This window comes from Roseobacter sp. CCS2 (assembly GCF_000169435.1).
Lineage (GTDB): Bacteria > Pseudomonadota > Alphaproteobacteria > Rhodobacterales > Rhodobacteraceae > Yoonia.
This window is the reverse complement of sequence record NZ_AAYB01000007.1, coordinates 1-24,890: the sequence shown is the minus strand read 5'-3', so window position 1 is coordinate 24,890 and position 24,890 is coordinate 1. Positions and strand designations below refer to the sequence as shown.

General features: G+C 55.6%; 29 protein-coding genes. 14 read left to right on the top strand and 15 right to left on the bottom strand.

Going from position 1 to position 24,890, the window contains the following annotated elements:
* Positions 1-13: 13 nt before the first annotated feature.
* Positions 14-631, top strand: a complete 618-nt coding sequence (locus tag RCCS2_RS16045; RefSeq protein ID WP_008236183.1) for a class I SAM-dependent DNA methyltransferase — start codon at positions 14-16, stop codon at positions 629-631.
* Complete coding sequence (gene gluQRS, locus RCCS2_RS16040; RefSeq protein ID WP_008236182.1) at positions 628-1,458, top strand: tRNA glutamyl-Q(34) synthetase GluQRS; 831 nt, start codon at positions 628-630, stop codon at positions 1,456-1,458. Before RCCS2_RS16045 ends, gluQRS begins: the two co-directional genes overlap by 4 nt.
* Here the strand turns inward: gluQRS and hisI are convergent.
* The gene (gene hisI, locus RCCS2_RS16035) at positions 1,455-1,820 is read right to left on the bottom strand and encodes a phosphoribosyl-AMP cyclohydrolase (protein ID WP_008236181.1); all 366 of its coding nucleotides are present in this window, start codon (positions 1,818-1,820) and stop codon (positions 1,455-1,457) included. The two genes, gluQRS and hisI, sit on opposite strands and share 4 nt — an antisense overlap.
* 66 nt (positions 1,821-1,886) lie before the next feature.
* On the opposite strand from hisI, the gene RCCS2_RS16030 reads away from it, so the two are divergent.
* On the top strand, positions 1,887-2,333 hold the full coding sequence (locus tag RCCS2_RS16030) for an iron-sulfur cluster scaffold-like protein (RefSeq protein WP_008236180.1): 447 nt from the start codon (positions 1,887-1,889) through the stop codon (positions 2,331-2,333).
* Positions 2,334-2,512: 179 nt separating this feature from the next.
* Here RCCS2_RS16030 and RCCS2_RS18805 read toward each other — a convergent pair whose 3' ends face one another.
* The 5 genes from RCCS2_RS18805 to sciP form a co-directional block, all read right to left on the bottom strand.
* Positions 2,513-2,635 carry a hypothetical protein gene (locus tag RCCS2_RS18805; protein ID WP_008236179.1) on the bottom strand — a complete coding sequence of 41 codons (123 nt, stop codon included), beginning with the start codon at positions 2,633-2,635 and terminating at the stop codon, positions 2,513-2,515.
* 104 nt (positions 2,636-2,739) lie between these two features.
* Positions 2,740-4,830, bottom strand: a complete 2,091-nt coding sequence (gene recG / locus RCCS2_RS16025) for an ATP-dependent DNA helicase RecG (protein ID WP_008236178.1) — start codon at positions 4,828-4,830, stop codon at positions 2,740-2,742.
* Positions 4,827-6,974, bottom strand: a complete 2,148-nt coding sequence (gene ligA / locus RCCS2_RS16020; protein WP_008236177.1) for an NAD-dependent DNA ligase LigA — start codon at positions 6,972-6,974, stop codon at positions 4,827-4,829. Before ligA ends, recG begins: the two co-directional genes overlap by 4 nt.
* 115 nt (positions 6,975-7,089) lie before the next feature.
* Positions 7,090-7,803 carry a response regulator transcription factor CtrA gene (ctrA, locus tag RCCS2_RS16015; protein ID WP_008236174.1) on the bottom strand — a complete coding sequence of 238 codons (714 nt, stop codon included), beginning with the start codon at positions 7,801-7,803 and terminating at the stop codon, positions 7,090-7,092.
* A 90-nt stretch (positions 7,804-7,893) separates the two neighbouring features.
* Positions 7,894-8,172, bottom strand: coding sequence for a CtrA inhibitor SciP (gene sciP, locus RCCS2_RS16010; RefSeq protein ID WP_008236171.1), 279 nt, complete (start codon positions 8,170-8,172; stop codon positions 7,894-7,896).
* Positions 8,173-8,304: 132 nt separating this feature from the next.
* On the opposite strand from sciP, the gene mnmA reads away from it, so the two are divergent.
* The 8 genes from mnmA (at position 8,305) to RCCS2_RS15970 (ending at position 15,043) form a co-directional block, all read left to right on the top strand.
* A complete protein-coding gene (gene mnmA, locus RCCS2_RS16005) occupies positions 8,305-9,444 on the top strand; it encodes a tRNA 2-thiouridine(34) synthase MnmA (protein WP_008236169.1) in 1,140 nt (379 codons plus the stop codon).
* Between the two features lie 112 nt (positions 9,445-9,556).
* Positions 9,557-10,015 (top strand): YHS domain-containing (seleno)protein, encoded by a 459-nt coding sequence (locus RCCS2_RS16000; RefSeq protein WP_008236167.1) that lies wholly within the window; start codon positions 9,557-9,559, stop codon positions 10,013-10,015.
* Positions 10,016-10,177: 162 nt separating this feature from the next.
* Positions 10,178-11,041: a hypothetical protein gene (locus tag RCCS2_RS15995; RefSeq protein WP_008236165.1), complete on the top strand. Its 864-nt coding sequence runs from the start codon at positions 10,178-10,180 to the stop codon at positions 11,039-11,041.
* A gap of 36 nt (positions 11,042-11,077) precedes the next feature.
* Positions 11,078-11,995, top strand: coding sequence for a homoserine O-acetyltransferase MetA (gene metA, locus RCCS2_RS15990; RefSeq protein WP_008236163.1), 918 nt, complete (start codon positions 11,078-11,080; stop codon positions 11,993-11,995).
* The gene (locus tag RCCS2_RS15985; protein ID WP_232204295.1) at positions 11,970-12,965 is read left to right on the top strand and encodes an alpha/beta fold hydrolase; all 996 of its coding nucleotides are present in this window, start codon (positions 11,970-11,972) and stop codon (positions 12,963-12,965) included. Before metA ends, RCCS2_RS15985 begins: the two co-directional genes overlap by 26 nt.
* A gap of 72 nt (positions 12,966-13,037) precedes the next feature.
* Entirely contained in the window at positions 13,038-13,907 is an 870-nt protein-coding gene (gene ppk2, locus RCCS2_RS15980; RefSeq protein ID WP_008236159.1) for a polyphosphate kinase 2, read from the top strand.
* Positions 13,900-14,517: a TetR/AcrR family transcriptional regulator gene (locus RCCS2_RS15975; RefSeq protein WP_008236157.1), complete on the top strand. Its 618-nt coding sequence runs from the start codon at positions 13,900-13,902 to the stop codon at positions 14,515-14,517. The genes ppk2 and RCCS2_RS15975 overlap by 8 nt, the downstream gene beginning before the upstream one ends.
* A 10-nt stretch (positions 14,518-14,527) precedes the next feature.
* Positions 14,528-15,043, top strand: a complete 516-nt coding sequence (locus RCCS2_RS15970; RefSeq protein ID WP_008236155.1) for an acyloxyacyl hydrolase — start codon at positions 14,528-14,530, stop codon at positions 15,041-15,043.
* 53 nt (positions 15,044-15,096) lie between these two features.
* Here RCCS2_RS15970 and RCCS2_RS15965 read toward each other — a convergent pair whose 3' ends face one another.
* The 4 genes from RCCS2_RS15965 to RCCS2_RS15950 form a co-directional block, all read right to left on the bottom strand.
* Positions 15,097-15,801 (bottom strand): GDSL-type esterase/lipase family protein, encoded by a 705-nt coding sequence (locus RCCS2_RS15965; RefSeq protein ID WP_198007058.1) that lies wholly within the window; start codon positions 15,799-15,801, stop codon positions 15,097-15,099.
* A gap of 149 nt (positions 15,802-15,950) precedes the next feature.
* Positions 15,951-16,451 (bottom strand): 30S ribosomal protein S9, encoded by a 501-nt coding sequence (rpsI, locus tag RCCS2_RS15960; RefSeq protein ID WP_008236150.1) that lies wholly within the window; start codon positions 16,449-16,451, stop codon positions 15,951-15,953.
* A complete protein-coding gene (rplM, locus tag RCCS2_RS15955; protein ID WP_008236148.1) occupies positions 16,451-16,948 on the bottom strand; it encodes a 50S ribosomal protein L13 in 498 nt (165 codons plus the stop codon). The genes rpsI and rplM overlap by 1 nt, the downstream gene beginning before the upstream one ends.
* Positions 16,949-17,092: 144 nt before the next feature.
* Positions 17,093-18,496, bottom strand: a complete 1,404-nt coding sequence (locus RCCS2_RS15950; protein WP_008236147.1) for an aminotransferase-like domain-containing protein — start codon at positions 18,494-18,496, stop codon at positions 17,093-17,095.
* Between the two features lie 85 nt (positions 18,497-18,581).
* On the opposite strand from RCCS2_RS15950, the gene RCCS2_RS15945 reads away from it, so the two are divergent.
* The gene (locus tag RCCS2_RS15945; protein ID WP_008236145.1) at positions 18,582-18,809 is read left to right on the top strand and encodes a DUF1127 domain-containing protein; all 228 of its coding nucleotides are present in this window, start codon (positions 18,582-18,584) and stop codon (positions 18,807-18,809) included.
* Positions 18,810-18,857: 48 nt separating this feature from the next.
* On the opposite strand, the gene RCCS2_RS15940 is transcribed toward RCCS2_RS15945, so the two are convergent.
* Entirely contained in the window at positions 18,858-19,277 is a 420-nt protein-coding gene (locus RCCS2_RS15940) for a PaaI family thioesterase (RefSeq protein WP_008236143.1), read from the bottom strand.
* Positions 19,278-19,328: 51 nt separating this feature from the next.
* On the opposite strand from RCCS2_RS15940, the gene RCCS2_RS15935 reads away from it, so the two are divergent.
* On the top strand, positions 19,329-20,111 hold the full coding sequence (locus RCCS2_RS15935; RefSeq protein ID WP_008236140.1) for an enoyl-CoA hydratase: 783 nt from the start codon (positions 19,329-19,331) through the stop codon (positions 20,109-20,111).
* Between the two features lie 31 nt (positions 20,112-20,142).
* Here RCCS2_RS15935 and RCCS2_RS15930 read toward each other — a convergent pair whose 3' ends face one another.
* The 3 genes from RCCS2_RS15930 to RCCS2_RS15920 form a co-directional block, all read right to left on the bottom strand.
* On the bottom strand, positions 20,143-21,612 hold the full coding sequence (locus tag RCCS2_RS15930) for a carboxypeptidase M32 (protein ID WP_008236138.1): 1,470 nt from the start codon (positions 21,610-21,612) through the stop codon (positions 20,143-20,145).
* Positions 21,613-21,616: 4 nt separating this feature from the next.
* The gene (gene ctaA, locus RCCS2_RS15925) at positions 21,617-22,753 is read right to left on the bottom strand and encodes a heme A synthase (protein WP_008236136.1); all 1,137 of its coding nucleotides are present in this window, start codon (positions 22,751-22,753) and stop codon (positions 21,617-21,619) included.
* A gap of 104 nt (positions 22,754-22,857) precedes the next feature.
* Entirely contained in the window at positions 22,858-23,598 is a 741-nt protein-coding gene (locus tag RCCS2_RS15920) for an RNA methyltransferase (protein WP_008236135.1), read from the bottom strand.
* Between the two features lie 126 nt (positions 23,599-23,724).
* On the opposite strand from RCCS2_RS15920, the gene RCCS2_RS15915 reads away from it, so the two are divergent.
* Complete coding sequence (locus RCCS2_RS15915) at positions 23,725-24,351, top strand: thiamine phosphate synthase (protein WP_008236134.1); 627 nt, start codon at positions 23,725-23,727, stop codon at positions 24,349-24,351.
* Here RCCS2_RS15915 and RCCS2_RS15910 read toward each other — a convergent pair.
* Positions 24,328-24,890 (bottom strand): lysophospholipid acyltransferase family protein (locus RCCS2_RS15910; protein WP_008236133.1); only part of this gene is annotated, 563 nt, incomplete at its 5' end. The genes RCCS2_RS15915 and RCCS2_RS15910 overlap by 24 nt on opposite strands.

Below are 24,890 nucleotides of genomic sequence, written 5' to 3'. Positions count from 1 at the left end.
TAGACTATCCCATATGACAAATAAGAAAGACGTCCTGCGCCCATCCCTCTGGACCCCGCGCCCGGTTGACGAAACGATCGCGGTTTATGCAGATTGGGCTGACAATTACGATGCCGACGTATCGGCGCGCGGATATAAAACACCAGATCGGCTTGCGACTGCGCTAAAGGCCCACACGACACCGGATGTGGCTATTCTGGATTTCGGATGCGGTACAGGTATCGGTGGGGCTGCCTTGCGGCGTGCGGGATTCAAGACCATCGACGGGACAGACGTAACTGTCGAGATGCTGGATAAAGCGACAAAGCGCGGCATCTATCGCAAAACCTGGCACAGCAGCCCGGATAATATGGGGTTCGATGTTGGCGCCTACCCTGTGATCATTGCGGTTGGCGTGGTCAGTCTGGGTGCGGCCCCGCCGCAAACACTGGCCCCCCTTGTCGCCCAACTGAACACCGATGGATTGCTGGCGCTGTCATTCAACGATCCGACATTGAACGATCAGTCATACATTGACGCGCTTGATGCAGAGGTTAGCAAAGGCCGTGTAGAAATCATATTCCGCGACCATGGCCCACATTTGGAAGACGTCGGCATGGGCTCTGACGTTATTATCCTGCGCCGCCTGTGATCACACGGTTCGCGCCATCGCCCACAGGGCCGCTGCATCTGGGGCATGCCTATGCCGCATTGACCGTATGGAAAGTTGCACAGAACTTGCGGGGTACAGCCCTTTTGCGGATCGAAGATACCGACAGCACACGGGTGCGGCCTGCGTATGAGGCTGGGATCTATGAAGATCTGAAATGGTTAGGATTAGAATGGCCCACCCCCGCACGTCGTCAATCCGCGCATTACGGCGAATATGATGCTGTGCTTGAACGATTGGCAGCGGATGGTTTAATTTATCCTTGCGGATGTACGCGTCGTAATATTGTTGATGCAGGCGCACGGCCAGGTGCGGACGGCATGGTTTATCCCGGCACGTGTCGCCATCGTGCAATGTCTGATGCAAATGCAGGTGATGGGATCAGGCTGAACATCCGCAAGGCACTGGACCGTGTCAGTGGCAAGCTGTCTTATATTGAGATTAGGTCAGGTCAGCCGCAGACCATTGAGATCAACGATAAGACGTTGCTTGACGATATCGGCGATCCCATTCTCAAACGTAAAGATACCGGCGATCCGGCGTATCATCTGGCCTGCGTGCATGATGATGCAGTGCAAGGCATCACGCATGTGGTTCGCGGGGCGGACCTGCGTGATCTGACACCAATCCATGTCTTGATCCAACGGCTGTTGGGTTACGCCACGCCTATCTATGACCACCATCGCCTGATAACAGATGACAGTGGAAAACGACTGGCAAAGATCAGCAAAGCGAAGGCAATTTCAAAATTTCGCGCTGAAGGCCTGTCATCAGCGGACATCAAGAACATGATTGGGTTTAAGGATTAAGTACCATCCATCGGGGTGAGAATTTCGATCTCTTCGCCGTTCTGCACTTCCGTATAAAAGCAGCTGCGGCGCCCCGTATGACAGGCGGGGCCTGTTTGATTGACAGTCACAAGTAAGCAATCCCGGTCGCAATCCACACGGAAATGAACCAGTTCTTGCGTGTTGCCGCTGGTTTCCCCTTTGATCCAGAATGCTTGCCGTGAGCGCGACCAGTAGGTCACGCGACCTGTCTCCAACGTCTGCGCCACAGCTGCTGCATTCATCCACGCCATCATCAGGACCTCACCGCTGTCGGCATCCTGCGCAATTGCGGGGATCAGCCCTGCGTCGTTGTAGCGAAGTGTCGCGGGGTCGAAGGACATATCAAAAACCTTTGCAAGCGGTGCGGTCAGGACTATCTAATAAGTGGTAAGCAAAAGGGCAACGCGATGTCGGCGGAAAACGATCTGATCAAACTCTACTCGGGGCGCATTCTGGCGCTGGCCGCTGATATGCCGCGCACCGCAAGGCTGCAAAACCCAACTGCGACAGCCAAGAAGCGCGCGCCACTTTGCGGATCAACTGTAACGGTTGATGTGACTGTCGTGGATGGCGTGATCACCGATTATGGGCAAGACGTAAAAGCCTGCGCCTTGGGTCAAGCAGCGGCAGCTGTTGTAGGTGCGAATAGTGTTGGGCTGACCGTGGAACAGGTGCAGGCGGCGCGTGACGCACTTTACGCGATGCTGAAATCTGATGGTCCGGTGCCGCCTGCCCCGTTCAGTGATCTGGAAGTTCTGCAACCTGCCAAAGACTATAAAAACCGTCATGCATCTATCATGCTGGCCTTTGATGCCACATTGGACGCCCTGCAAACACAACAGGCCAGCGCATAAAAAACCGCCGCACATCCGGAAAGATGGCGGCGGCAGGTTTGAAACGATCAAGGCCCGGTCCAGTGTTCCTTGGGGAGAGGCAAAACCCCCACTAGGGTACGTCAGACAGGCAGGTCATCAATCATTGCATTCTTGGGACAGGGCAATGTGATGGACCGGACCTAGGATCGTCCGGCACGTTAGATCAGCCCGGGCAAAGCCAATCCAACAATCAGCATGACCATCAAAGCAACCACACCCAACGCATCAGCGATAATCGTGTCGCGTGAACGCGCGATTACGGATTTGATCTCTTCTGCCATGGCTTATGTTCCTTTAATGTTCTGTTGCCACTTTGTTCTCACATCGTTAACGCTATGTAAAGAACTTTTATAGAACATTTGCGAACATTTCAGATCAAGACGGTTTAACCCACTGATATTAAACGAATCGCTTTATCCTGCTCCATTAACCAAAGCAGCGTTCTGGCGGCTTTACCGCGTGCAGTTTCCAGTTTTGGGTCGGCATTCAGCAGCGCACGTGCGTCAGATTGCGCGACAGCCATCTGCCCGGCCTGCCGTTCCAGATCAGCGATGCGAAACCGCGGAATGCCCGATTGGGCGGTGCCAATCACGTCGCCCGCGCCACGCATCGCAAGATCTTCTTCCGAAATCCGAAAACCATCTTCTGTCTCGCGCAAAATTTCCAACCGCCGCCGCCCGCTTTCGCCAAGCGGTGGCTGATAGATCAGCAAACAAGATGACGCCGCAGAACCGCGCCCGACCCGCCCCCGTAGTTGGTGCAGTTGGGCCAAACCAAACCGGTCCGCATGTTCAATCATCATGATCGAGGCATTGGGCACATTGACCCCGACTTCAATCACGGTTGTTGCGACCAACACTTTGGTTTCACCCGCCACAAACCGCGCCATCGCCGCATCTTTTTCAGCGGGCGGCATTTGCCCGTGGACCAGACCAACCACGCCTTCACCCAAAGTGGCACGCAACCGCTTGAACCGCTCTTCCGCCGCCGTCATGTCAACAATTTCGCTTTCTTCAACCAATGGGCAGACCCAATAGGCCTGTCGCCCTTCGGCCACCGCATGGCGCAGCTTTTCAATAACCTCGTCCATTCGCGCCGCTGACACCAAGGCGGTCTGCACCGGCGTGCGACCGGGCGGTTTTTCATCAAGCACCGAAACATCCATGTCGCCATATTGCGCAAGAGCAAGTGAGCGTGGAATAGGTGTGGCCGTCATAACCAACACATCCACCGCCTGACCCTTTGCGCCCAATTCCATGCGTTGGGACACACCAAAACGGTGCTGCTCATCAATGATGGCCAACCGCAAGTCTTTGAACACAATATCTTTTTGGAAAACAGCATGGGTGCCGACAAGAATATTGATTTCGCCGTCTGCCAGCGCCTTTAACTTGGCCGCACGCCCTGATCCCTTATCGCGGCCAGTCAGGATTTCCAGAACAACGCCCGCGCTTTCCGCCAAGGGGCGCAAACCGTCCAGATGCTGTCGCGCCAAAATCTCGGTCGGGGCCATCATGACGCCCTGCCCGCCCGCTTCGACCACATCCAACAGCGCCATGAGCGCCACCAAGGTTTTGCCCGATCCAACATCGCCCTGTAACAGCCGGTTCATGCGCAAGGGCGTGGCAAGATCTGCCGCAATCTCGGCAAAGGCGCGTTGCTGTGCGCCTGTGGGTTTATACGGCAATGACGCCAACACCCTGCCCGACAAGTCACCTGTCGCTTGTGATGCAATCCCTTTGGCTTTGCGCGTCGCAGCCCGCGCCAAGGCCAATGTCAGTTGATGCGCCAACAACTCATCATAAGCTAGACGTGCACGCGCTGGCGAATGCGGCGAAAGATCAGAGGTCGCCTGCGGGCCGTGCGCCTTATGCATCGCATCGGCCCAATCGGGCCAATCCTCTCGTGCTTTCAAAGCCGGATCAATCCATTCAGGAAGTTTCGGCATCAGACCCAAGGCCGATCGCGTTGCTTTCCACATCGCCTTTTGCGTGATCCCGGCATGTAGCGGATAAACGGGTTCAAACGCGGGAATATCTTCTGCCTCGGCCACGGGCAGCACATGATCAGGATGCACGATCTGTGCGATGCCATCAAAGATTTCCACCTTGCCCGACACAACGCGTCTTTGCCCGGTGGGCAGCAGTTTTTGCAAATAATCGCCGCGTGCATGAAAGAATACCAACTGGAAAGATGTCTCGGCGTCTTCAACATGCACCCGGTAAGGATGGCCACGTGTGCTGGGTGGATAATGATCACCCACCGTCACCTCAACCGTTGCAACGCTGGGTGCGACCACCTCGCGAATACTGGCGCGCCTGTGCCGGTCCACCCCCGAAAGTGGCAAAGTCATCAGGATATCCAGTGGTTTGACCACCCCGACACCGTCCAGGGTTTGGGCAGATTTAGGCCCGATGCCGTCCAGCTTGGTCACCGCCCCAAAAAGCGGAAATAGGGTTTCGGGGCGTCCACTCATGCGTCGCCGATCAGGGACAGCCAGGCGTCTTCGTCCATGGTTTCAATGCCCAAATCCGCAGCTTTCTTTGCTTTCGAACCGGCACCGGGGCCAGCGATCAGGATATCTGTCTTGGCGCTTACCGATCCTGATACCTTTGCCCCAAGGGTTTCGGCCCGCGCTTTGGCCTCAGCGCGCGTCATGCGTTCCAAGGTTCCGGTGAAGACCACGGTTTTGCCTGCAACCGGGCTGTCGGTCGCGCGCGCCTCGGCGTCTTGTACGTCAAGCTCTTTGATCAATTGATCAATTGAAGCGCGCTCTGCCTCTTGCTGCATCGTCGTTATCAGTGACGTCGCCATGACGGCCCCGACACCATCAATATTGTTTAGTTCATCCCAGGCGTGGCCTTCGCCAATTTGTGCGGCGGTCATGGCCTGCTCAAAGGCAGTCCAGGACGTATAGTGATTGGCCAAAAGGGCGGCACTGTTTTCGCCCACATGCCGGATGCCCAGCGAATAAATCACGCGCGCGAGCGAGATTTCGCGTTTCTCATCAATCGCATCAAAGAGGTTCGCCGCGCTCTTGTCACCCCATCCTTCACGGTTCTTAAGCTGTTGCAGGCCTTCGCTAAAGCGCACGCGCAGCGTGAAAATATCCGCAGGCGTCGCGATCCAGCCATCCGCGTAAAACTGTTCAACCTGCTTGGCACCAAGCCCCTCAATATCAAAGGCTGTGCGCGAGATGAAATGCTTTAGCTTTTCAACGGCTTGCGCGGGGCAAATGATGCCGCCCGTGCAGCGGCGCACCGCATCCCCTTCCTCGCGGATCGCATCGGACCCGCATTCAGGACATCGCGCGGGCATTTGGTAAGGCATTGCATCCTTTGGCCGCCGCGCCAGATCAATATCCTTGACTTTCGGGATCACATCGCCTGCGCGGTACACCTGCACCCAATCACCCACACGGATATCGCGCCCTTCACGAATTGGGTCACCATTGCCATCGCGGCCCGCGATGTAATCTTCGTTGTGCAGCGTTGCATTTGACACCACCACACCACCGACAGTGACAGGCCGCAGCCGCGCCACGGGCGATAGCGCCCCTGTGCGCCCGACCTGAATGTCGATGGCCTCCAATACCGTCCAGGCAAGTTCGGCCGGGAATTTATGCGCGATCGCCCAACGCGGTGTGGTAGACCGAAAGCCAAGCCTGCGCTGCAGCGTCAGATCGTCCACTTTGTAGACAACACCGTCAATGTCGTAGCCAAGGTTCGCGCGTTGCGCCTCTATTCCTTTGTAATGTGCAATCATTGCCGCGGGGCCATCACAGGCTTCGGTCAACGGGTTGGTTGAAAATCCAAGCGTCTTTAATTTGGCGATTGCGCCCGATTGCGTTTGGGCCAAGCGCGCGCTCAGATCACCCCACGCGTAAGCAAAGAAACGCAGGGGGCGTGATTTGGTAATCTCTGCATCCAGTTGGCGCAAAGATCCGGCAGCCGCATTGCGCGGGTTTGCAAAGGTTTTACCGCCAACTTCGGCCTGCCGTGCGTTCAGCGCGGTGAAATCATCGTGGCTCATATAAACCTCACCACGCACCTCAAGCACATCTGGCGCACCGTTCACCTTAGCAGGAATATCGGCAATTGTGCGTGCATTGTTGGTCACGTTTTCGCCGGTTTCACCGTCGCCACGGGTTGCCGCCTGAATCAGTTTGCCATCTTCATAGCGCAACGACAGCGACAGACCGTCGATCTTTGGTTCTGCGGTATAGGTCAGCAGGGCATCCGCTGCCAATCCAAGGTATTTGCGGATGCGCTGGTCAAATTCGTGCACGTCATCATCGTCAAAGGCATTGCCCAATGACAGCATGCGCACGACATGCTTAACCTTACCGAAACCTTCAGCAATTTGGCCGCCGACCGTCTCACTCGGGCTGTCTTGCCGCTTGAGATCAGGAAACTGCGCTTCAATCGCGGCATTGCGCCGTTTCAGCGCATCATAGGTCGCATCGCTGATATCCGGCGCATCATCACGGTGATAGGCAGTGTTGGCCGCATTCAGTTGCGTGGCCAACCATGACAGTTCCTTGGTTGCCTGCTCTGGCGACAAGCTTGCCACAGGAACGTCACCGGTTTGCGGATGCTGTGTTTCGCTGTTTTGAACCATGTTGGCACCCCGCCCTCTGACGCCCCGTTCGGGGAAATTCACGTCATAATTAGGCGGGCTGCCTTACGGCGTCCAGCGTGGAGTTTATCTTTCGCTTTCCCAGAGCCAGCGCTAATCAGGCACCAATCGCGATAGGTTCATGCGCGGTACTCGGCTCAGGATCACGCAGCACATAGCCACGCCCCCAGACCGTTTCGATGTAGTTTTCACCCATCGTCGCCTCGCTGAGTTTTTTGCGTAGTTTACAGATAAACACGTCGATGATTTTCAGCTCTGGTTCATCCATCCCACCATAAAGATGGTTGAGGAACATCTCTTTCGTTAAAGTTGTTCCCTTGCGCAGGCTAAGCAATTCCAGCATTTGATACTCTTTGCCTGTTAAATGCACCGTGCTGCCTTCAACCTCGACCGTTTTGGCGTCAAGGTTCACGGCAATCTGACCGGTCTTGATGATCGATTGTGCATGCCCTTTGGATCTGCGGATAATGGCATGGATACGCGCCACGAGTTCTTCGCGGTGGAAAGGTTTTGTCAGATAATCATCTGCGCCAAAACCAAAGCCTTTTAGCTTGCTTTCTGTCCCATCATCCCCTGAGAGGATCAATATAGGCGTATCAATTCGGCTGAGGCGCAGCTGGCGCAGCACCTCGTGCCCGTTCATGTCGGGCAAGTTAATGTCGAGCAGAATGAGATCGTAGTCATACAGTTTCGCAAGATCGATCCCTTCTTCCCCCATATCCGTTGCATAGACGTTCAGGTTGGCATGGGTCAGCATCAGTTCGATGCTTTTAGATGTCGTTGGGTCGTCTTCAACAAGTAGGACTCGCATTACAGTGCTCCGCTCTGAGTTCGGTGCATTAACCTAAAACATGAAAGGTTAATTAGCCGTTACCCCCAACGTACTTATGCACGCAGCAACCTATGGTTGTCTATAGCGTTGCAATGATGTCGCTTTCAGCGCTGCTTCACCGTGCTGATCAACGGCTGTTTCCCATTCAGAAAACTCTTCATCCGACAGCGCATAGCGTTCCAAAGCTTCTTTGCGCAGAATCAGCCCTGCTGTCACCGCGCGCACGACCGCCGCTTTACGCGACGCCACCCAGCGCCTTGTTTTTTCGCTGGGCAGGTCCGCCCGTGTCATAATTGTTCCATCTTGCAAGGTCACCGATCTTGGTCCTTCGACTTTACGTAAGTACATATTTGCACCCCTTTGTTTCACTCCGCCGGTAAATATCGGGTGAAGGACTTAATGAGTGGTATAACTGCCCCTTGAGAGTATGTCGCATTTTCCTATATTTCATGGCGAAACCGTCGTTTCCGGGAAAAACCAATGTCACTTGATTCGCCGCTGAATTCTCTCGGCTTTGCTAAATCACCTGCGCAAACGCGCGTTGTCGTCGCCATGTCTGGCGGCGTCGATAGCTCTGTCGTGGCTGCAAAGCTGGCCGAAGAAGGTTATGATGTGGTGGGTGTGACGTTGCAGCTTTATGATCATGGCGCGGCCTTGGCCAAAAAAGGGGCCTGCTGTGCGGGGCGTGATATTCACGACGCCCGCCGCGTGGCCGAGGAAATGGGCTTTCCTCACTATGTGCTGGATTACGAAAACACCTTCCGCGAAGCGGTGATGGATGAATTCGCCGATAGTTATCTGGGCGGCGCCACACCTGTGCCCTGCATCCGCTGCAATGAACGCGTGAAATTCAAGGACCTGCTGGAAACCGCCAAAGACCTTGATGCCGATTGCATGGCAACCGGCCACTATATCCAACGTATGATGGGGGCGAACGGCGCTGAACTGCATTCCGCAGCCGATCCGACCAAAGACCAAAGTTATTTTCTGTTCTCAACCACACAAGATCAGCTGGATTACCTGCGTTTTCCATTGGGCCACCATGCATCCAAAGAGGAAACACGCGCGCTGGCGGCCAAATACGGGCTCAGCGTGGCGGACAAGCCTGATAGCCAAGATATCTGCTTTGTGCCCAACGGGGACTATGCGGCAGTGATCGAAAAACTGCGTCCCGGCGCCGCAGAGCCAGGCAATATCGTCGATACCGATGGGAAAGTGTTAGGCACGCACAAGGGTGTGATCCACTACACTATCGGACAACGGCGGGGTTTAGGCATCGGCGGTTTGGCTGATCCGCTTTATGTGGTGAAATTGGATGTCGATCGTAAAGAGGTCATTGTGGGGCCCAAAGACCTGCTTGCCACCCGCCGCGTGCCAATTCGTGAAATTAATTGGATCGGTGACGGCAATTTAATGGATATGGGCGAGCGGCAGATCGCCGTGCGGGTTCGATCAACCCGGCCGCCGACGGATGCCGTGCTGCGCCCGATCTCGGAAACCGAAGCCGAAGTCGAGTTGCTGGTTGCCGAACAAGGAGTGTCACCAGGGCAGGCTTGTGTCTTTTATGACCCTGACAGCACACGCGTTTTGGGCGGTGGGTGGATCTGGCGCGGGGCGTAAGCCTGTTTGCAACGAAAGGTCACATGTCTGTGTGGGCTCTAGCTTTTGCAGGCAAGATTGCCTCATTTGGGATCAACGCAACCCCAAATACTCAATCCCGGAGACCACCGCCATGCATCTGACACGCCGTAGCCTTTTCACCCTTGCCCTTGCCATTCCCGCAACAGCGGCACTCGCCCCGCGCGCAATGGCTGCATCCCCCGAGGTTTACAACGAAGATGGCGTAGCTGTTGATGGGTCTGATGTTGTTGCCTACTTTACCGAAAGCAAACCTGTTGCGGGTGATGCGGCCATCACCCATGAATACCTTGGCGTCACATGGCGTTTCTCGTCTGAAGAAAACCGCGACCTTTTTGCCGCCGACCCAGCCGCCTACGCCCCGCAATACGGTGGGTATTGTGCCTATGCCGTCAGCCAAGGCTACACCGCCTCCACCGTGCCAGAGGCTTGGACAATTGTGGAAGACAAGCTGTATCTAAACTTTTCAACCAGCGTCCGCCGCCGGTGGGAGCGTGATATTCCCGGCCATATCATGGCAGCAAATGCCAACTGGCCCAGCGTTTTGAGCTAAGATTTGTCCGTTAGCAGACCTGTTGTCGGGGTTACTGCCCAACACGGTGCGCCTGTCATCCAAGATGGGCACGCGGTGCTGAAACGCACCTTCCGCTGGTTGATCGGGTAAGTTGCGCAAAAACCACTGGAAAACGCAGAATTGTGCGGCTACCCACGCAGTATGATTTACGCATCCGCATCAGACTGGCGCAACGCCCCGCAGAAACGTGTTTTGCTGTTTGCCATGTCCGGTCTGGGCAAGACCTATCTGTCGAATATGCTGCGCGGCACTGGCGATTGGTTTCACTATTCCATCGATTACCGGATCGGCACGCGGTATATGGGTGAACTGATCGCCGATAACGCCAAGCGCGAAGCGATGAAAGTGCCATTTCTGCGTGATCTTCTGCGCTCTGACAGCATCTATATCGGCTCAAACATCTCGTTCAACGATCTGCGCCCGATGTCGTCTTATCTGGGCAAGCCCGGCGATCCTCATCTGGGTGGGCTGCCATGGGATGAATATACCCGCCGTCAGGACCAGTTTCAGCAGGCCGAGATTGCAGCACTGCACGATACAAGCCATTTCATTGAACGGTCCAGCCGGCTTTATCAATATCCGCATTTCGTATGCGACACCGGCGGGTCCATCTGTGAATGGGTAGATGCGGACGATCCGCATGATCCCATTCTGACCGATCTGGCGTCAAAGAACCTGCTGGTCTGGATCGAAGGCACGGATGCACATACCGCCGAACTGATCCGGCGGTTTGATAAAGAACCAAAGCCCATGTCGTACGATCCGGCCTTCCTGCTGGCAACGTGGCACGCTTATCTGGCTGAATTCAGTGTGGCCCCGGACAAGGTGAACCCTGATGATTTCATCCGCTGGGCCTTTGCCAAGGCGCTGGCGCACCGCCAGCCGCGTTATAAGGCGATGGCCGATAAGTGGGGCATCACTGTGCAACAATCCGCTGTTGAACAGGTCAAAGATACGGAGGGCTTTGTTGGCATGATCGCCGACGCCCTTGAGATGTGCAGCTAAGCCGCCTATCTCTGCCCTCCTATCAGGATACAACCGATGCCCATTAAACTGCCCTCTGCCCTGCCCGCCTATGACGTTCTAAGAGACGAAGGCGTCATGGTGCTTGATGAAGATACCGCCGCCCGTCAGGATATTCGCCCGCTGCGGATTGCGTTGTTGAACCTGATGCCCAAGAAAATCCAAACCGAAAACCAGTTCGCGCGTCTGATCGGGGCGACACCATTGCAGATCGAGCTGTCCTTGATCCGGATGTCCGAACATCAGACCAAGAATACCGCCGCCGCGCATATGGAAGAATTCTATCGCCCATTCTCTGACATGAAGGACCAGAAATTTGATGGGCTTATCATCACCGGCGCCCCGATTGAGCATCTGCCGTTTAAGGATGTGACCTATTGGGAAGAACTGACAGAGGTTTTCGCGTGGACGCAAACCCATGTGCATTCCACCTTTGGCGTCTGCTGGGGGGGCATGGCGATGATCAATTACTTCCATGGCGTCAAAAAACACATACTGGATCACAAGGCCTTCGGCTGTTTCCGGCACCATAATGCGGCCCCTGCCTCACCCTATTTGCGTGGATTCTCTGACGATTGCGTGATCCCCGTGAGCCGCTGGACCGAAATGCGGCAGGACGAGATTGATGCAGCAGGCGGGCTAACCACACTGATCACGAGTGATGACGCAGGCCCCGCGCTGGTGGAAGATAAGGCGCATCGCGCGCTCTATATCTTTAATCACTTTGAATATGACAGCGGCACGCTCAAGCAGGAATATGACCGCGATATCGGCAATGGGACGCCGATTAACGTGCCAATGAACTATTATCCGGGGAATGACCCGGCGGAACAACCACAGAATAGGTGGCGAAGTCATGCGCATCTCCTATATGGCAATTGGATAAACGAGATTTATCAGACCACGCATTTTGAGTTGGATAAAATTGGCACTTAAAACACTCACCGTTGTTATTGGGCTTGGCGCTTTGGCCACTGGGTTGACCGCGCAGTATCGCGCGTCGCAGGCCGAAACCGCCTTTCCTCCGCTTGGTCAATTTGTCGACGTGACCGGCGGCCAAGTGCATTATGTGCAGCAAGGTAGCGGACCGCATCTGATCCTGTTGCATGGCGCTGGTGGAAACCTGCGCGAGTTCACCTTTGATCTGATGGGGCGCTTGTCTGATCGCTACACCGTGACCGCCTTTGACCGCCCCGGTCTGGGATATACTGACCGCGTGCCCGGTGTTGCCAAAGGGTTGACCGCGACCGAAGGCGACAGCCCGCAAGCGCAAGCGGCAATGCTGCGCGAAGCCGCCGCGAAAATCGGGATCACCGACCCGATTGTGGCCGGACACAGCTTTGGTGGGATCGTATCTTATGCTTGGGCGGTCGCCGGTCTGGATGAAGACAGCCCTGTGAATGCCAAAGCCGTCGTTTCATTTGCAGGCGTGACCATGCCATGGCCCGGCGATCTGGATCGATACTATCAGGTCAACGGCAGTGCTTTTGGGGGTGTTGTCACAATTCCGGCGATCTCTGCTTTTGTGCCACCCTCCGTTGTGGATAGCAGCATTGCCGCGACCTTTGCCCCGCAAAGCCCACCAGATGGCTATGCTGACTATATCGGCGCGGGCTTGACCCTGCGGCCGGACAGCATGCGCGCGAACGCGCGTCAGGTGAATACATCGCGACCGCATGTTGTAGAACTTTCACAACGCTACCCGGAACTGACCCTGCCGATCGAGATTGTGCATGGTGAAGAAGATAAAACCGTCCCTATTCACATCCATGCCGAAGAAATCGAAAAGATCGTACCGCAGGTGAACACCGTTCGGCTGCCCGGTGTGGGCCACATGCCCCATCACGCCGATCCTGACGCAGCAGTGGCTGCCATTGACCGCGCAGCGCAAAAGGCCGGTCTTTAGCAACCACGCATATGAATTGCGCTTTTCGCCAATAGCCCCCATATGTTGTGCAAGACGTTCGGGAGAGTTTTCATGGATTTACCATTTGATGGCGGGATCAGCCGCTATTACAAAGAAGAGGCTCCTGTTGATGTGCGCGCCGCGGTGAAAGCGGCCAGCAAAGGTGATATCATCAATCCCGACTATCCCTACGACAGCCGCTGGAAGCGCCGCGAATATGATGACGCATTGGCGGCATTGCAAATTGAACTGGTCCGTATGCAGGCTTGGGCACGCGAAACCGGGCAGCGTATCGCGATTGTCTTTGAAGGCCGCGATGCAGCAGGAAAAGGTGGAACAATCAAGCGGTTGCGGGAAAACCTTAATCCACGCGGTGCGAAACTTGTCGCCCTGTCTAAACCTACTGACGTTGAAGCGGACCAATGGTATTTTCAACGCTACATCGCGCATTTGCCTGCAAAGGGTGAAATCACGATTTTTGATCGCAGTTGGTACAATCGCGGCGTGGTTGAACATGTTTTCGGCTTTTGCACACCCGAACAGCGCGAACGCTGGTTTTCCCAGACACCTGAATTTGAGGATATGTTGGTCAACGAAGGCATCAAGCTGGTGAAGATCTGGCTGAATGTTGGGCGCGCCACACAGCTGAAACGCTTTCTGGATCGTGAAAAGGATCCGTTAAAGCAATGGAAACTCAGCTGGATCGACGTTGCAGGCCTTGCCAAATGGGATGACTACACTGCCGCGATTGGCGAAACGCTGGAGCGGACGCATACCGATGTGGCCCCGTGGACGATTGTGCGGTCCGATGACAAACGCCGCGCGCGGGTGCAGGTGATCCGCCATGTGCTGCGTCAACTGGATTACGCGCGCCACGATCCCGACGCGCTTACCCCAATAGACGACAAAGTCGTAGGAGGTCCCGACCTCTGGCATGCCTAAACGTGGTTATCATCATGGCAATTTGCGCGAGGCGCTGATTAACGGCTGTCTGAGGCTGATTGAAAAGCGCGGGCCGACTGGTTTTACCCTATCAGAGGCCGCGCGCGAGGCAGGTGTGACCCCCGCCGCTGTTTATCGCCATTTCGAAGGGCGTGAAGACCTGATCGCTGCCGCGGCGCACCAAGGCTACGAGATGTTTGGCGATCTGATGGAGCATGCCTACGGCGACGGCCAGCCGTCGGCACTGGCTGCATTTGAGGCAACCGGGCGTGCCTACCTTGCCTTTGCGCGTAAATACCCCGGCTATTACATCGCCATGTTTGAATCCGGCATCTCGATCAACCGCACACCTGAACTGAACGCTGTCGCCACCCGCGCCATGGGTGTTCTGGAAAAAGCGGCCGAAGAATTGTCCCGACATATTCCTGCCGAAAAACGTCCACCGCCGCAGATGTTCAGCGCGCATATTTGGGCCATGTCACATGGTGTTGTTGAACTTTTCGCCAGGTCCAACCCCGGCACACAAAGCCCGTTCCCGCCAGAGGATTTGCTTGAATCAGGGATAGGTATCTATCTGCGTGGGCTTGGTTTGATCGCACCGGATAGCTGAAAGATAACAAATGGATAGCCGATTTGCCGTATTCTTTTTCATCCTTGGTGGGACCGATACTTACCTGAATGATTGCCCGAGCGACTGCCTTCAGCAATCGCAAGCGCCCGAACGGTTTCACATCCAATATGGTGATACCTATTTTCAGGAAGACGACATCGGCGAAGAGATTTTTGTCAGCTACGATCTGCCGAAACGCTATGGCGCCGTGCAACCGACATTTGGGGCCAGCCTGACAACCGATGACGATTTCTGGGTTGGTGCTGGTGGGAAATGGTCAACGGAACGGATCAGCGACAGCCCCATCTTTATTGAGCTTTCATTGATGCCAGGCGTCTATTTTAATGGCGACGGTCCGGACCTTGGTTTTCCATTGCAGTGGCGCGGCTCGCTTGGTGCTGGGGTTAACTTTGGTGATACTGGCAGTATATCGGTATTTTTTGACCATCGATCCAATGCCAATGCGACAGAGGTCAATCCGGGGATCGAGACGGTCAGCATCAGATTATCTTATCAACTACAATAAATACGCGACAGCATTGCCAGTCGCGAGATGATATTGGTTATTTGCGCTCAGGCTTAGACCGTCAATTCGCGAAATATAGGTTCAATCACATCCACCCAACGCTTGTAGCCAAGCCCGTTCAAGTGCAATCCATCCTGTGTCACCTCCGCACGCAAACTGCCTTCGGCGTCGGCCAATACGGCGTTGAGATCGACGAAAATGATACCGTTTTGCGCTGCATACTGCGCAAGCAGAAGATTAAGTTCCGCCACATCCTTAATCCGATCGCCACATGTCGCCGCACGACACGCCAGAGTGCTTTGAATGATCGGCGTGATATCGTTTGCCATTAATATGTCCAAAACGGCGGTGTAGTTTTCGAAAACCTCTTGGGTTTCGACACCGTAGCTAAGGTCATTGATCCCAATCATCGTGAAAGCAAATTTTGGTTGTAGGTTCAAAACTGAGTCCATGCGACGAAGCACATCATCCGTTGTGTCACCGCCGATGCCCCTGTTGGCCACGCTGTAGTTGGGCAGGAATTCGGTCCACAGACCGCGATGTGTAATGCTATCGCCGATCATTACGAATTCTGATTGCGTTGCAAACTGTTCAAACAATTGCAGCCGCGTACGTCGTTCCTCAACATGGTGGGGTGAAAAGCGCGCTTGGGTGTCCGTGCTTTGTGATGTCCGGGCACTTGTCAGGCCGACGCCCAAGGCGACCGAGATCGCGAGGAAAACCGCTAAGGACGTATACTTGCTAAGCTTGATTGTCATGCGACGCCATTCCATCCACGCGAACCATTTCCAAGGCCAACTTCAGCCCGGAGACTTGTCTATCTTGGCGGGTGTTTCGTCGCGTATCCAAGAAACGAAAAAGCGCAGTAAAAACTGCGCTTTTCCAAATACCTGACTGAACCCAGCGATTAACGCTTGGAGAACTGGAAGCTACGACGCGCCTTGCGCTTACCGTACTTCTTGCGTTCAACAACACGGCTGTCGCGCGTCAGGAAGCCAGCAGCTTTCAATGCTGCGCGCAGTGTTGGATCATAAAGTTGCAGTGCCTTTGACACACCATGCTTGACCGCACCGGCCTGACCAGACAGGCCACCACCAGCAACAGTTGCCATGACGTCGAACTGATCGACAACACCGGCCACCTGAAACGGCTGGCGCAGGATCATTTGCAGAACAGGACGTGCAAAATATGTATCCATATCCTTGCCGTTCACTGTGACCTTACCGGAACCCGGCTTGATCCAAACGCGGGCAACCGCATCTTTTCGCTTACCAGTTGCGTAAGAACGACCAAGATCGTCGCGCACAGGTTCGCGTGTAATCGCCGTTTCAACCGCAGCTTCGGGTGTAGCTTCCACACCTTCAGCGACCTGGCCCAGCTCTTCGAGCGAGTTTACTTGATCAGCCATTATGCACTCCCCGGTGTGCCGGTTGTATCGGCTTTATGCTGTGTACGTGTGTTCTTTTTGTTCATGGATGCAACATCCAGAACCTCGGGCTTTTGGGCGTCCATGCCATGCTCTGTGCCTGCGAAAACGCGCAGGTGGGTCATTTGCTGGCGGGACAGCTTGCCACCGGGCAGCATGCGCTGAACGGCTTTCATGACGACACGCTCTGGGTTTTTGCCCTCAAGGATCTCAGCCTTGGTTTTTTCTTTGATGCCACCGGGATGGCCTGTGTGCCAATAGTACTTTTCATCACGCTTGTTGCCGGTCATCTGGATTTTTTCGCAGTTGATGACAATCACGTTGTCGCCCATATCCATGTGCGGCGTGAAAGAAGGTTTATGCTTGCCGCGCAAGCGTGTTGCGATAATCGACGCAAGACGACCCAAAACAACGCCTTCAGCGTCGATCAGGATCCATTTCTTGTCAATATCCGCAGGAGTTGCGGTAAAGGTTTTCATATTACACCAAAAATCTGGGGTGGTTTGCACCACGTGTCATTCGATTGGGGCGTTATATAGGGGGCGCAATCGCAGTCAAGCGTTGTAGACGGGTATAATATAAGCAAAAACAGTATGTTATAAATTAGGTATTATTTTACCCCATTAACTTTCCATCGTTCCGGCAGGATTTGCCAGCAATGTGTTCATATCATCCAGCGCCTGTAAATAACGCGGCTCTGATACGCATGTGGTCGCCGCCAGCCGTACAGCATTGGGCGCACGTTGGTCAGACAACACAAACTCATCCGCTGGACGCACCGATATGCCCTTACGCTCACAAGCCAAAGCAAAGCTGGAGGCCCGCCAGCCTTGCGGCAATTGCAGCCACAAAAACGGGGCATCCTCGCGCCAGCGCACATCCCACCCACCCAAACGGTTGACCGCCAATCGCACCCGTTCAGCTGTATGGGCGATCACCTTGTCCTTAATCCGCCCTGCATCCCCAGATGTGAGCAGATCTGCGCAAACATCCAACATCGGCTGCGCGATCCCATGGAAAGAGCTTTGCGCCACCACCTGCAAATCCTTGAACCGATTGACTGGTGTGACAGCATAGCCAAAGCGCAACGCGCCACTCACGCCCTTTGTTAAAGACGAGATGAAGTAAGACTGTTTGGGCAAGATGGCCCGATATGCGGGAACCTCTGTCGGTGCGATGCTATGGCAGTCGTCTTCGATTATCGTCAGGCCGAAGCGTTCGGCAAGCGCCGCGATTTCCTTTTTGCGCGCATAACTGGTTTGGGTCGTCGTTGGGCTATGCACCTCTGCCGAGGTTAACAGCACCTGCCCGCCATGTGTCCGGTATGCGTCGGCCAGCGCCGCGGGGATGATCCCGTCTTCATCCATCGCAACGCCGATCAGCTGCGCACGCACCAGACGCGCTGCATGACGAACACCGGGATAAGCCAGCTCATCGGTCAAGATCACTGGATGCGCGCCGTGCAATTCAGCTTGCAACGTCAGGATCACGCAGTTCTGCGCCCCATTTCCCAGCACCACATGCTGTGCATCAATATGACCGGCGCGCACTGGACCGATCCAATCCACCACAGCTTCGCGGGCCTCAATATCTGTGTTTGGTGTGGGATAATTGATATGCCGCCGGCGGTGCGATTGCCCCAGCCGGATCAATGCGTCATCTATCAACAACCCCTGCCCCACATCCGGCACGCGGCTGCTGCGAAAGTCAGCGGTGCTTTCATCGACAAGATGCACCAAGGATGGCTCCTCAAGCGCCCGCTCTGTACGGGTCGCACCCGCCACATATGTCCCACGCCCCACCTCGGCGCGCAGACGCCCCTCGTCTGTCAGCAGGCTGTATGCCCGCGCCACTGTCCCCGGCGTCACGCCAACACGGTATGCCAGATCGCGAACTGTGGGCAGTTTGGACCCTTCGGCCAGATCACCCGATGCGATGCCATCACGTATTGCCTGAGCAAGGGCTTTGTATTTTGATTTACCGACGTTTGAGAGGTTCGGCTGCCAAATTGTATCCGATACAATCATTTTGTAGACCCATTACGAAACACTTTGTATCAATATTACATAGCATTTCGCTATATTGTGTCAATACAATTTAAGGAGTTGTCCCATGTCACACGCGCTCCACACCGCGCAGATCAATGTTTTGAACGCCCAAGCCAAGCTGCCTTTGGTCGCTGGTCTTGCAGTCAAATTCGCGGTGGCGGTCACGTCTTGGGATACGCGCCGTAAAACCCGCCGTGCGTTGATGGGGCTAGAGCCACATCTGCTTAACGACATCGGTTTGGACCGTCTTTCTGCCCAAGCAGAGGCGGCCAAACCGTTCTGGCAGGATTAATCCCCTCCTGCCTCTTCCTGACTGGGCCGGACCTGTTCCGGCCCCTTTTTATTTGGGTGGAATAGAATACGTCAGTGATGCACGCGCGACCGGGGCCGCCTGACCTGCGCTATGGATCATCGCATCCCCCACAGCCAGAACGCGCCCCAACTTGTGCAGCCGCGTTTCGCAAATCAAATCCGCACCGGCGGCAGGTTTGCGCATGAAATCAATGCTGCAACTGGTCGTCACCGCCAAGGCCACAGGTCCGATCCGCGCAAGGATCGCCAGATACATCCCCACGTCAGCCAAAGCAAACATAGATGGCCCAGATACTGTGCCGCCGGGGCGCAAATGACGCGTCCCCACCTGCAGACGAACGGTGACACCTTGTTCGTTCAGGCTCTCGATCACGAAATCATCGCCTAACTGCGGGAATTCGCGGGCGACAAAGGCTTGAATGGCAGGAATATCCATCTTTGGTTCCATCTTTACGCTCCCCGGCATAGTCTGCTGACAGATCAACATGAGAGCCCGGTCATGACAATCCTTATCCGAGAAGACGCAGCGTCTGTTGCCACCCTGACAATGAACGCGCCAGAACGGCTGAACGCCTTATCCGACGCCATGTTAGCGGCGCTGCATGGTGCCTTTGATGATATCGCCGAAAATGAAAGCGTCCGCGCAGTTGTCTTGCGCGGTACTGGCAAAGCCTTTTGCGCGGGTCATGATTTGAAAGAAATGCAGGCTGGGCGGCAATCGCAGGATGGCGGTGCGGCCTATTTCAAAGACCTCTTTGATCGCTGTGCCGCCATGATGCAGCGCATTCAATCCATGCCACAGCCTGTCATCGCCCAAGTGCACGGAATCGCAACCGCTGCCGGGTGCCAGTTGGTGGCCACGTGCGACCTGGCCATCGCTGATGATGAAACGCGGTTTGGGGTAAACGGCGTCAATATCGGCCTGTTTTGTTCGACCCCTATGGTGGCGCTTACCCGCAACATCCACCGGAAAGCCGCCTTTGAGATGCTTACAACCGGTCGTTTTATCAGCGCGCGCGAGGCACAGGACCTTGGGTTGATCAACCGTAGTGTTCATTCCGATGCGCTTTCCCGGGAAACGGCAGAAATCGCACAAAGCATCGCAGCTAAGCTGGCTTCGGCCGTCAAGACCGGCAAGCAGGCGTTCTATACGCAAGCCCAGATGACAACGGCAGAGGCTTATGCCTATGCTGGCGATGTCATGGTCCAAAACATGCTGGTCGCCGATACAAACGAAGGCATTAATGCGTTTCTGGAAAAACGCGACCCGAATTGGTCCTAGGTTTTAAAGCGTCCGTTGGACGAGTTTCACTTCACAACCCGTAGATACCGCCAAATTTCCTTTCTAGATAATCCAACAACGGCCCTTCATCAGGGGTCGCGCCCGTTGCATGTACAATCGTCTCAACCGGCGTCCGCAACCCACCAAATTGCTGCACGTTTTCACGCAGCCAGCCCGTAGCCCGCGACGTATCACCGCGCGCCAGATCATCATCCAGCCCCGGCACCGCCTTGCGCAGCGCCACATGCAGACATCCAGCATAGACGTTGCCCAGCGTATAGGTCGGGAAATATCCAAACAGCCCTTCGGACCAGTGCACGTCCTGCAAGACCCCGTTCGAGGGCTTGTCCACGGCATAGCCAAAATCAGCGGCAAAGCGGTCGTTCCACGCGGCTTCAAGATCAGTCACCGCCAGATCGCCGGACATCAACGCGCGTTCCAGATCGAAACGCAAAAGAACATGCAGGTTATACTGCACCTCGTCAGCCTCTGTCCGGATAAAGCCATCATGTACACGGTTTACCGTGGCATAGAATGCATCTTCATCTGCAATCCCGAAGTCACCAAACTGATCACGCATTTGACCGTAAAGCCAGCCGGTAAAGGCGCGGCTTCGGCCCAGTTGGTTTTCATAAATCCGGCTTTGGCTTTCGTGCACACCCATCGACACACCGCGCCCCAATGGCGTTAAAAGGTGGGCGTCATCGATGCCCTGTTCATAGGCGGCATGGCCCACCTCATGAATGGTCGAATAAAAGCAGTTGAACGGATCAACCGGGTTCGTCCGTGTCGTGATCCGCACATCAAGGCCGGACCCTGAAGAAAACGGATGCACGGCCTTGTCAATGCGCCCGTGATCGACGTTATACCCAAAGGCCAGCGCCAGCTTTTCCGAAATAGCCAGCTGTGCCGCCTCATCAAACGTGCCTGACAAAGATTGCGGTGCCGGTTGATCCAGGATCGCCGCGCGCAGGGCAACCAAACGCGGACGCAGCGCGGCAAACATCGCACTCAGGCTTTCGCCCGTCGCACCCGGTTCATAATCGTCCAGCAGCGCGTCATAGGGATCCGCATTGCCTGCGATCGCCGCCGCTTCTTCACGGCGCAGATTAACCACCTTTTGCAGCATGGGCAGAAAGGCCGCGACATCCTCATCCGCGCGCGCCTGTGCCCAGACACGATGGGCCAGCGACGTGGTTTTGGCCAGTTCAGCAGCCAGCGTCGCAGGCACTTTCGCGGTTCGTTCAAAATCGCGCTTGATATGGCGCAGGTTGGCCGCTGCCACGTCATCAGCAGGCTTTGCCGCGGCCAGCCAATCGCCCACGCGCGGATCAATCCGGCGGGCATGCAGGATATTGGCCATCGCCCCATGTTCTTCTGCGCGTTGCGGGGTGGCCCCCTGCGGCATCATCGTTTCCTGATCCCAGCCTAAACGGCCTGCAATCTGACCCAACGCTTCGGTTTCGCGTTGGTATTGCATCAACTCAGCGTATGCAGTCATGGCATCAGGCCCCTTTGATTGTTTGTGCAAGCGGGTATTGCGCCACAAAACGCGCCCGCAAAATCAACGCCCAAAGGATCACGGCAATCAGCTGATGCACAATCGCGATTTGCCATGGCGCGGAATAAATCACCGTGACAATGCCAATGACAACCTGCAAGACCATCACGGCCATCACAGCATTAAAGATAAAGCGTGTGTTTTCATTGGCCGACCGGCGGGCGCGCAACCAAACGAAGATCGTAAAGGCAAAAAGCGCATAACCTGCCATCCGGTGCATAAATTGGACCAGTCCGGCATCTTCAAAGAAATTTCGCCAAATCGGGCTGAGCGACAAAGGCTCGGGTGGTAGGAACCCGCCAGCCATCAGCGGCCAATCCGGGAAGGCCCGTCCGGCGTCAATACCAGCCACCAAAGCACCGAGGATAATTTGCAGGAAGGCGAACCCGATAAGGATGCTGCCAAATCGTGCAAGCCCAGCATCCCCGCCCCGCCGTGCCTGTAACAGGTCAGCCTGACTGCGGCCCAGTTGATAGATGTACCAAGCGATAAAGCCAAAGATCACAAAAGCCAGCCCAAGGTGGGTCGCCAAACGATACGATGCAACATCAAGCATCCCTTCTTCCAGTCCGGATGATACCATCCACCAGCCGATAAATGCTTGCAGCCCACCCAAGGCACCGATGAACACCAGTTTTGGGGTCCATCCGGTCGGAATTTTGCGGGTCGCGGCGAAGAACACAAAACCAGCGGCCCACACCAAGCCAATGAACCGGCCCAACTGACGATGCCCCCATTCCCACCAGTAAATCACCTTGAATTCGGCCATGGTCATACCGCGATTCTGCAACTGGTATTCGGGGATCGCGCGATATTTGTCGAACTCTTCGGTCCAGGCAGCCTCTGACATTGGTGGCATCGCACCTGTGACGGGCTTCCATTCAGTAATTGACAGGCCACTGTCTGTCAGGCGCGTCAGCCCACCGACGACGATCATGACAACCACCAGCCCGAATAGCACCATTAGCCAGCCCCGGATCAATCCGCGCGCACCCTGGCCTGCGCGGTCAATGCCGCCGGGGGCTGCAACTTGTTTTGGTGTGTCGCCCACGTCTTCGAAAATACTGCGTTTGGTCGCCATCTTTGGCCTCCGGTTGATCTTGGTGATTACCTAGAACTCAGCGCAGTGATCCGCAAGCGTCAGGTTGCCACAGCCCGGACATGTAAGGTTGATCATGATCCACCTTACCCCCGCTCTTTCCAGCGCACCATCTGGCGCATCATGCCATGCAACATCTGCACATCAGCCCGTGTCATCGGCATCCGCGACCACATATTACGCAGGTTCAGCTTCATATTCTCCGCCTTGTGTTCAGGATAAAAGAACCCAGCCGCCTCAAGCCGTTCTTCATAGTGCTCGCTTAATTTCTCAATCTCGATCTGTTCGGCCCAATCGCCCGCCGCATCCACCCGCGACGCGTCAACCTCCACCGCCTCTCGCTGCCATTCATAGCCTGTCAGCAACACACATTGCGCCAGATTAAGCGATGGAAAATCAGGGTTCACCGGGACCGAGATGATGGCATTTGCCCGGGCGATGTCATCATTCTCCATGCCGGACCGTTCGGGGCCAAACATCACCGCAACCTTTTGCCCTTGTGCCGCGCGCGCGCGTGCATCCTGCATTGCGGCCTCTGGTGTCAGCACCAGCTTTGTCAGCCCGCGCGGACGGGCCGTGGTTGCATAGACATAGTCGCAATCGGCAATCGCGCCTGCTGTGTCGTCGAATATCTGCGCTTCATCCAACAGCCGCCCGGCCCCGCTGGCCATCGCGACTGCCTTTTGGTTTGGCCAGCCATCGCGCGGCGCGATGATCCGCATCCGATCAAGGCCAAAGTTCCACATGCCACGGGCGGCCGCCCCGATGTTTTCACCCATCTGGGGGCGGATCAGGACAAACGCGGGCTGGTGTTCGGCGCGGGGCATGCGGCTTCCTTTTTAAAGCGTGCCGTCTGATACGCCGCTGCGATTGCCAAGACAAGAACACCCATAGCCATTCCATAGTTTCCCCGCTAAAACCGCGTGACAGTTGAAAGAAATCGGAACGCCCCCATGTCGGACGCCCAGGATCACCCGCAAATCTATCTGATCAGCCCGTCTGAGTTCGACCTGTCGACCTTTCCGGCGCAATTGGCCGCCTGCCTTGATAGCACCGAGGTTGGCTGCGTGCGCCTTGCCCTTGGGTCAACTGATGAAGGGCGGATTGCGAAAGCGGCTGACGCCCTGCGTGAGGTGACCCATGAACGTGATGTGGCACTGGTGATCGACAGTCATATTCAATTGGTCGAAAGGCTGGGTTTGGATGGCGTGCATCTGAACGATGGTGCCCGCTCTGTGCGCCAAACCCGCAAAGACCTTGGTGATGATGCGATTGTCGGCAGCTATTGCACCAACTCGCGCCACGATGGGATGACGGCGGGTGAATTGGGTGCCGACTATGTCAGCTTTGGGCCCGTGGGCGAAACGCCATTGGGCGACGGGCGCCGGGCTGAGCTGGAATTGTTTGAGTGGTGGTCGATGATGATCGAAGTTCCCGTCGTTGCCGAAGGTGTACTTGATGCTGATCTGATCCGCGCGCTGACACCGCATACCGACTTTTTCGGCATTGGCGATGAAATCTGGTCTGCTGATAACCCTGCCGCGGCACTGGGTGATTTACGGCGCGCGATGCTGGGTTAAACCTGTGCGCACCTGATCTTCCATAGCTAGCGCCAAATCCTTGCGATTTGCATAATCTGTTACCCTGACCGGTGGGTGATAAACCACGTGGACCGCCCCTTGCCGTCTTGCCGCCAAGGTGGAAAGCAAATGTGGCCCGAATGTCATGTCGCCCCACCAGCCGTAAAATCGTGGATCCTGTCCCTTGGGTGCCTGATAGACAACCGACACCGCTTGCATCTGGAGGCTGTCTTTGAGCGCGGGATCAAAGAAGGCGGCAAAAAGTGCTGGTTTGAACGGCAGGACCTGCTGCCCGTCTGTCGATGTGCCTTCGGGAAAGAATAACAGCTTGTGACCGACGGCCAATCGATCGCGGAACATCGTGATCTGGTTTTGAACCTCGCTGCGGTTGCGTTGAATAAAAATGGTCCCGGTTGCCCGCGCTAGCCAACCGATACCGGGCCAGCCTGCAACCTCTGATTTGGAGACAAAATAGATCCGTTTGCGTGCATTCAGCGCAAAGATATCCAGCCATGACGCATGATTGGCCACGACGGCCC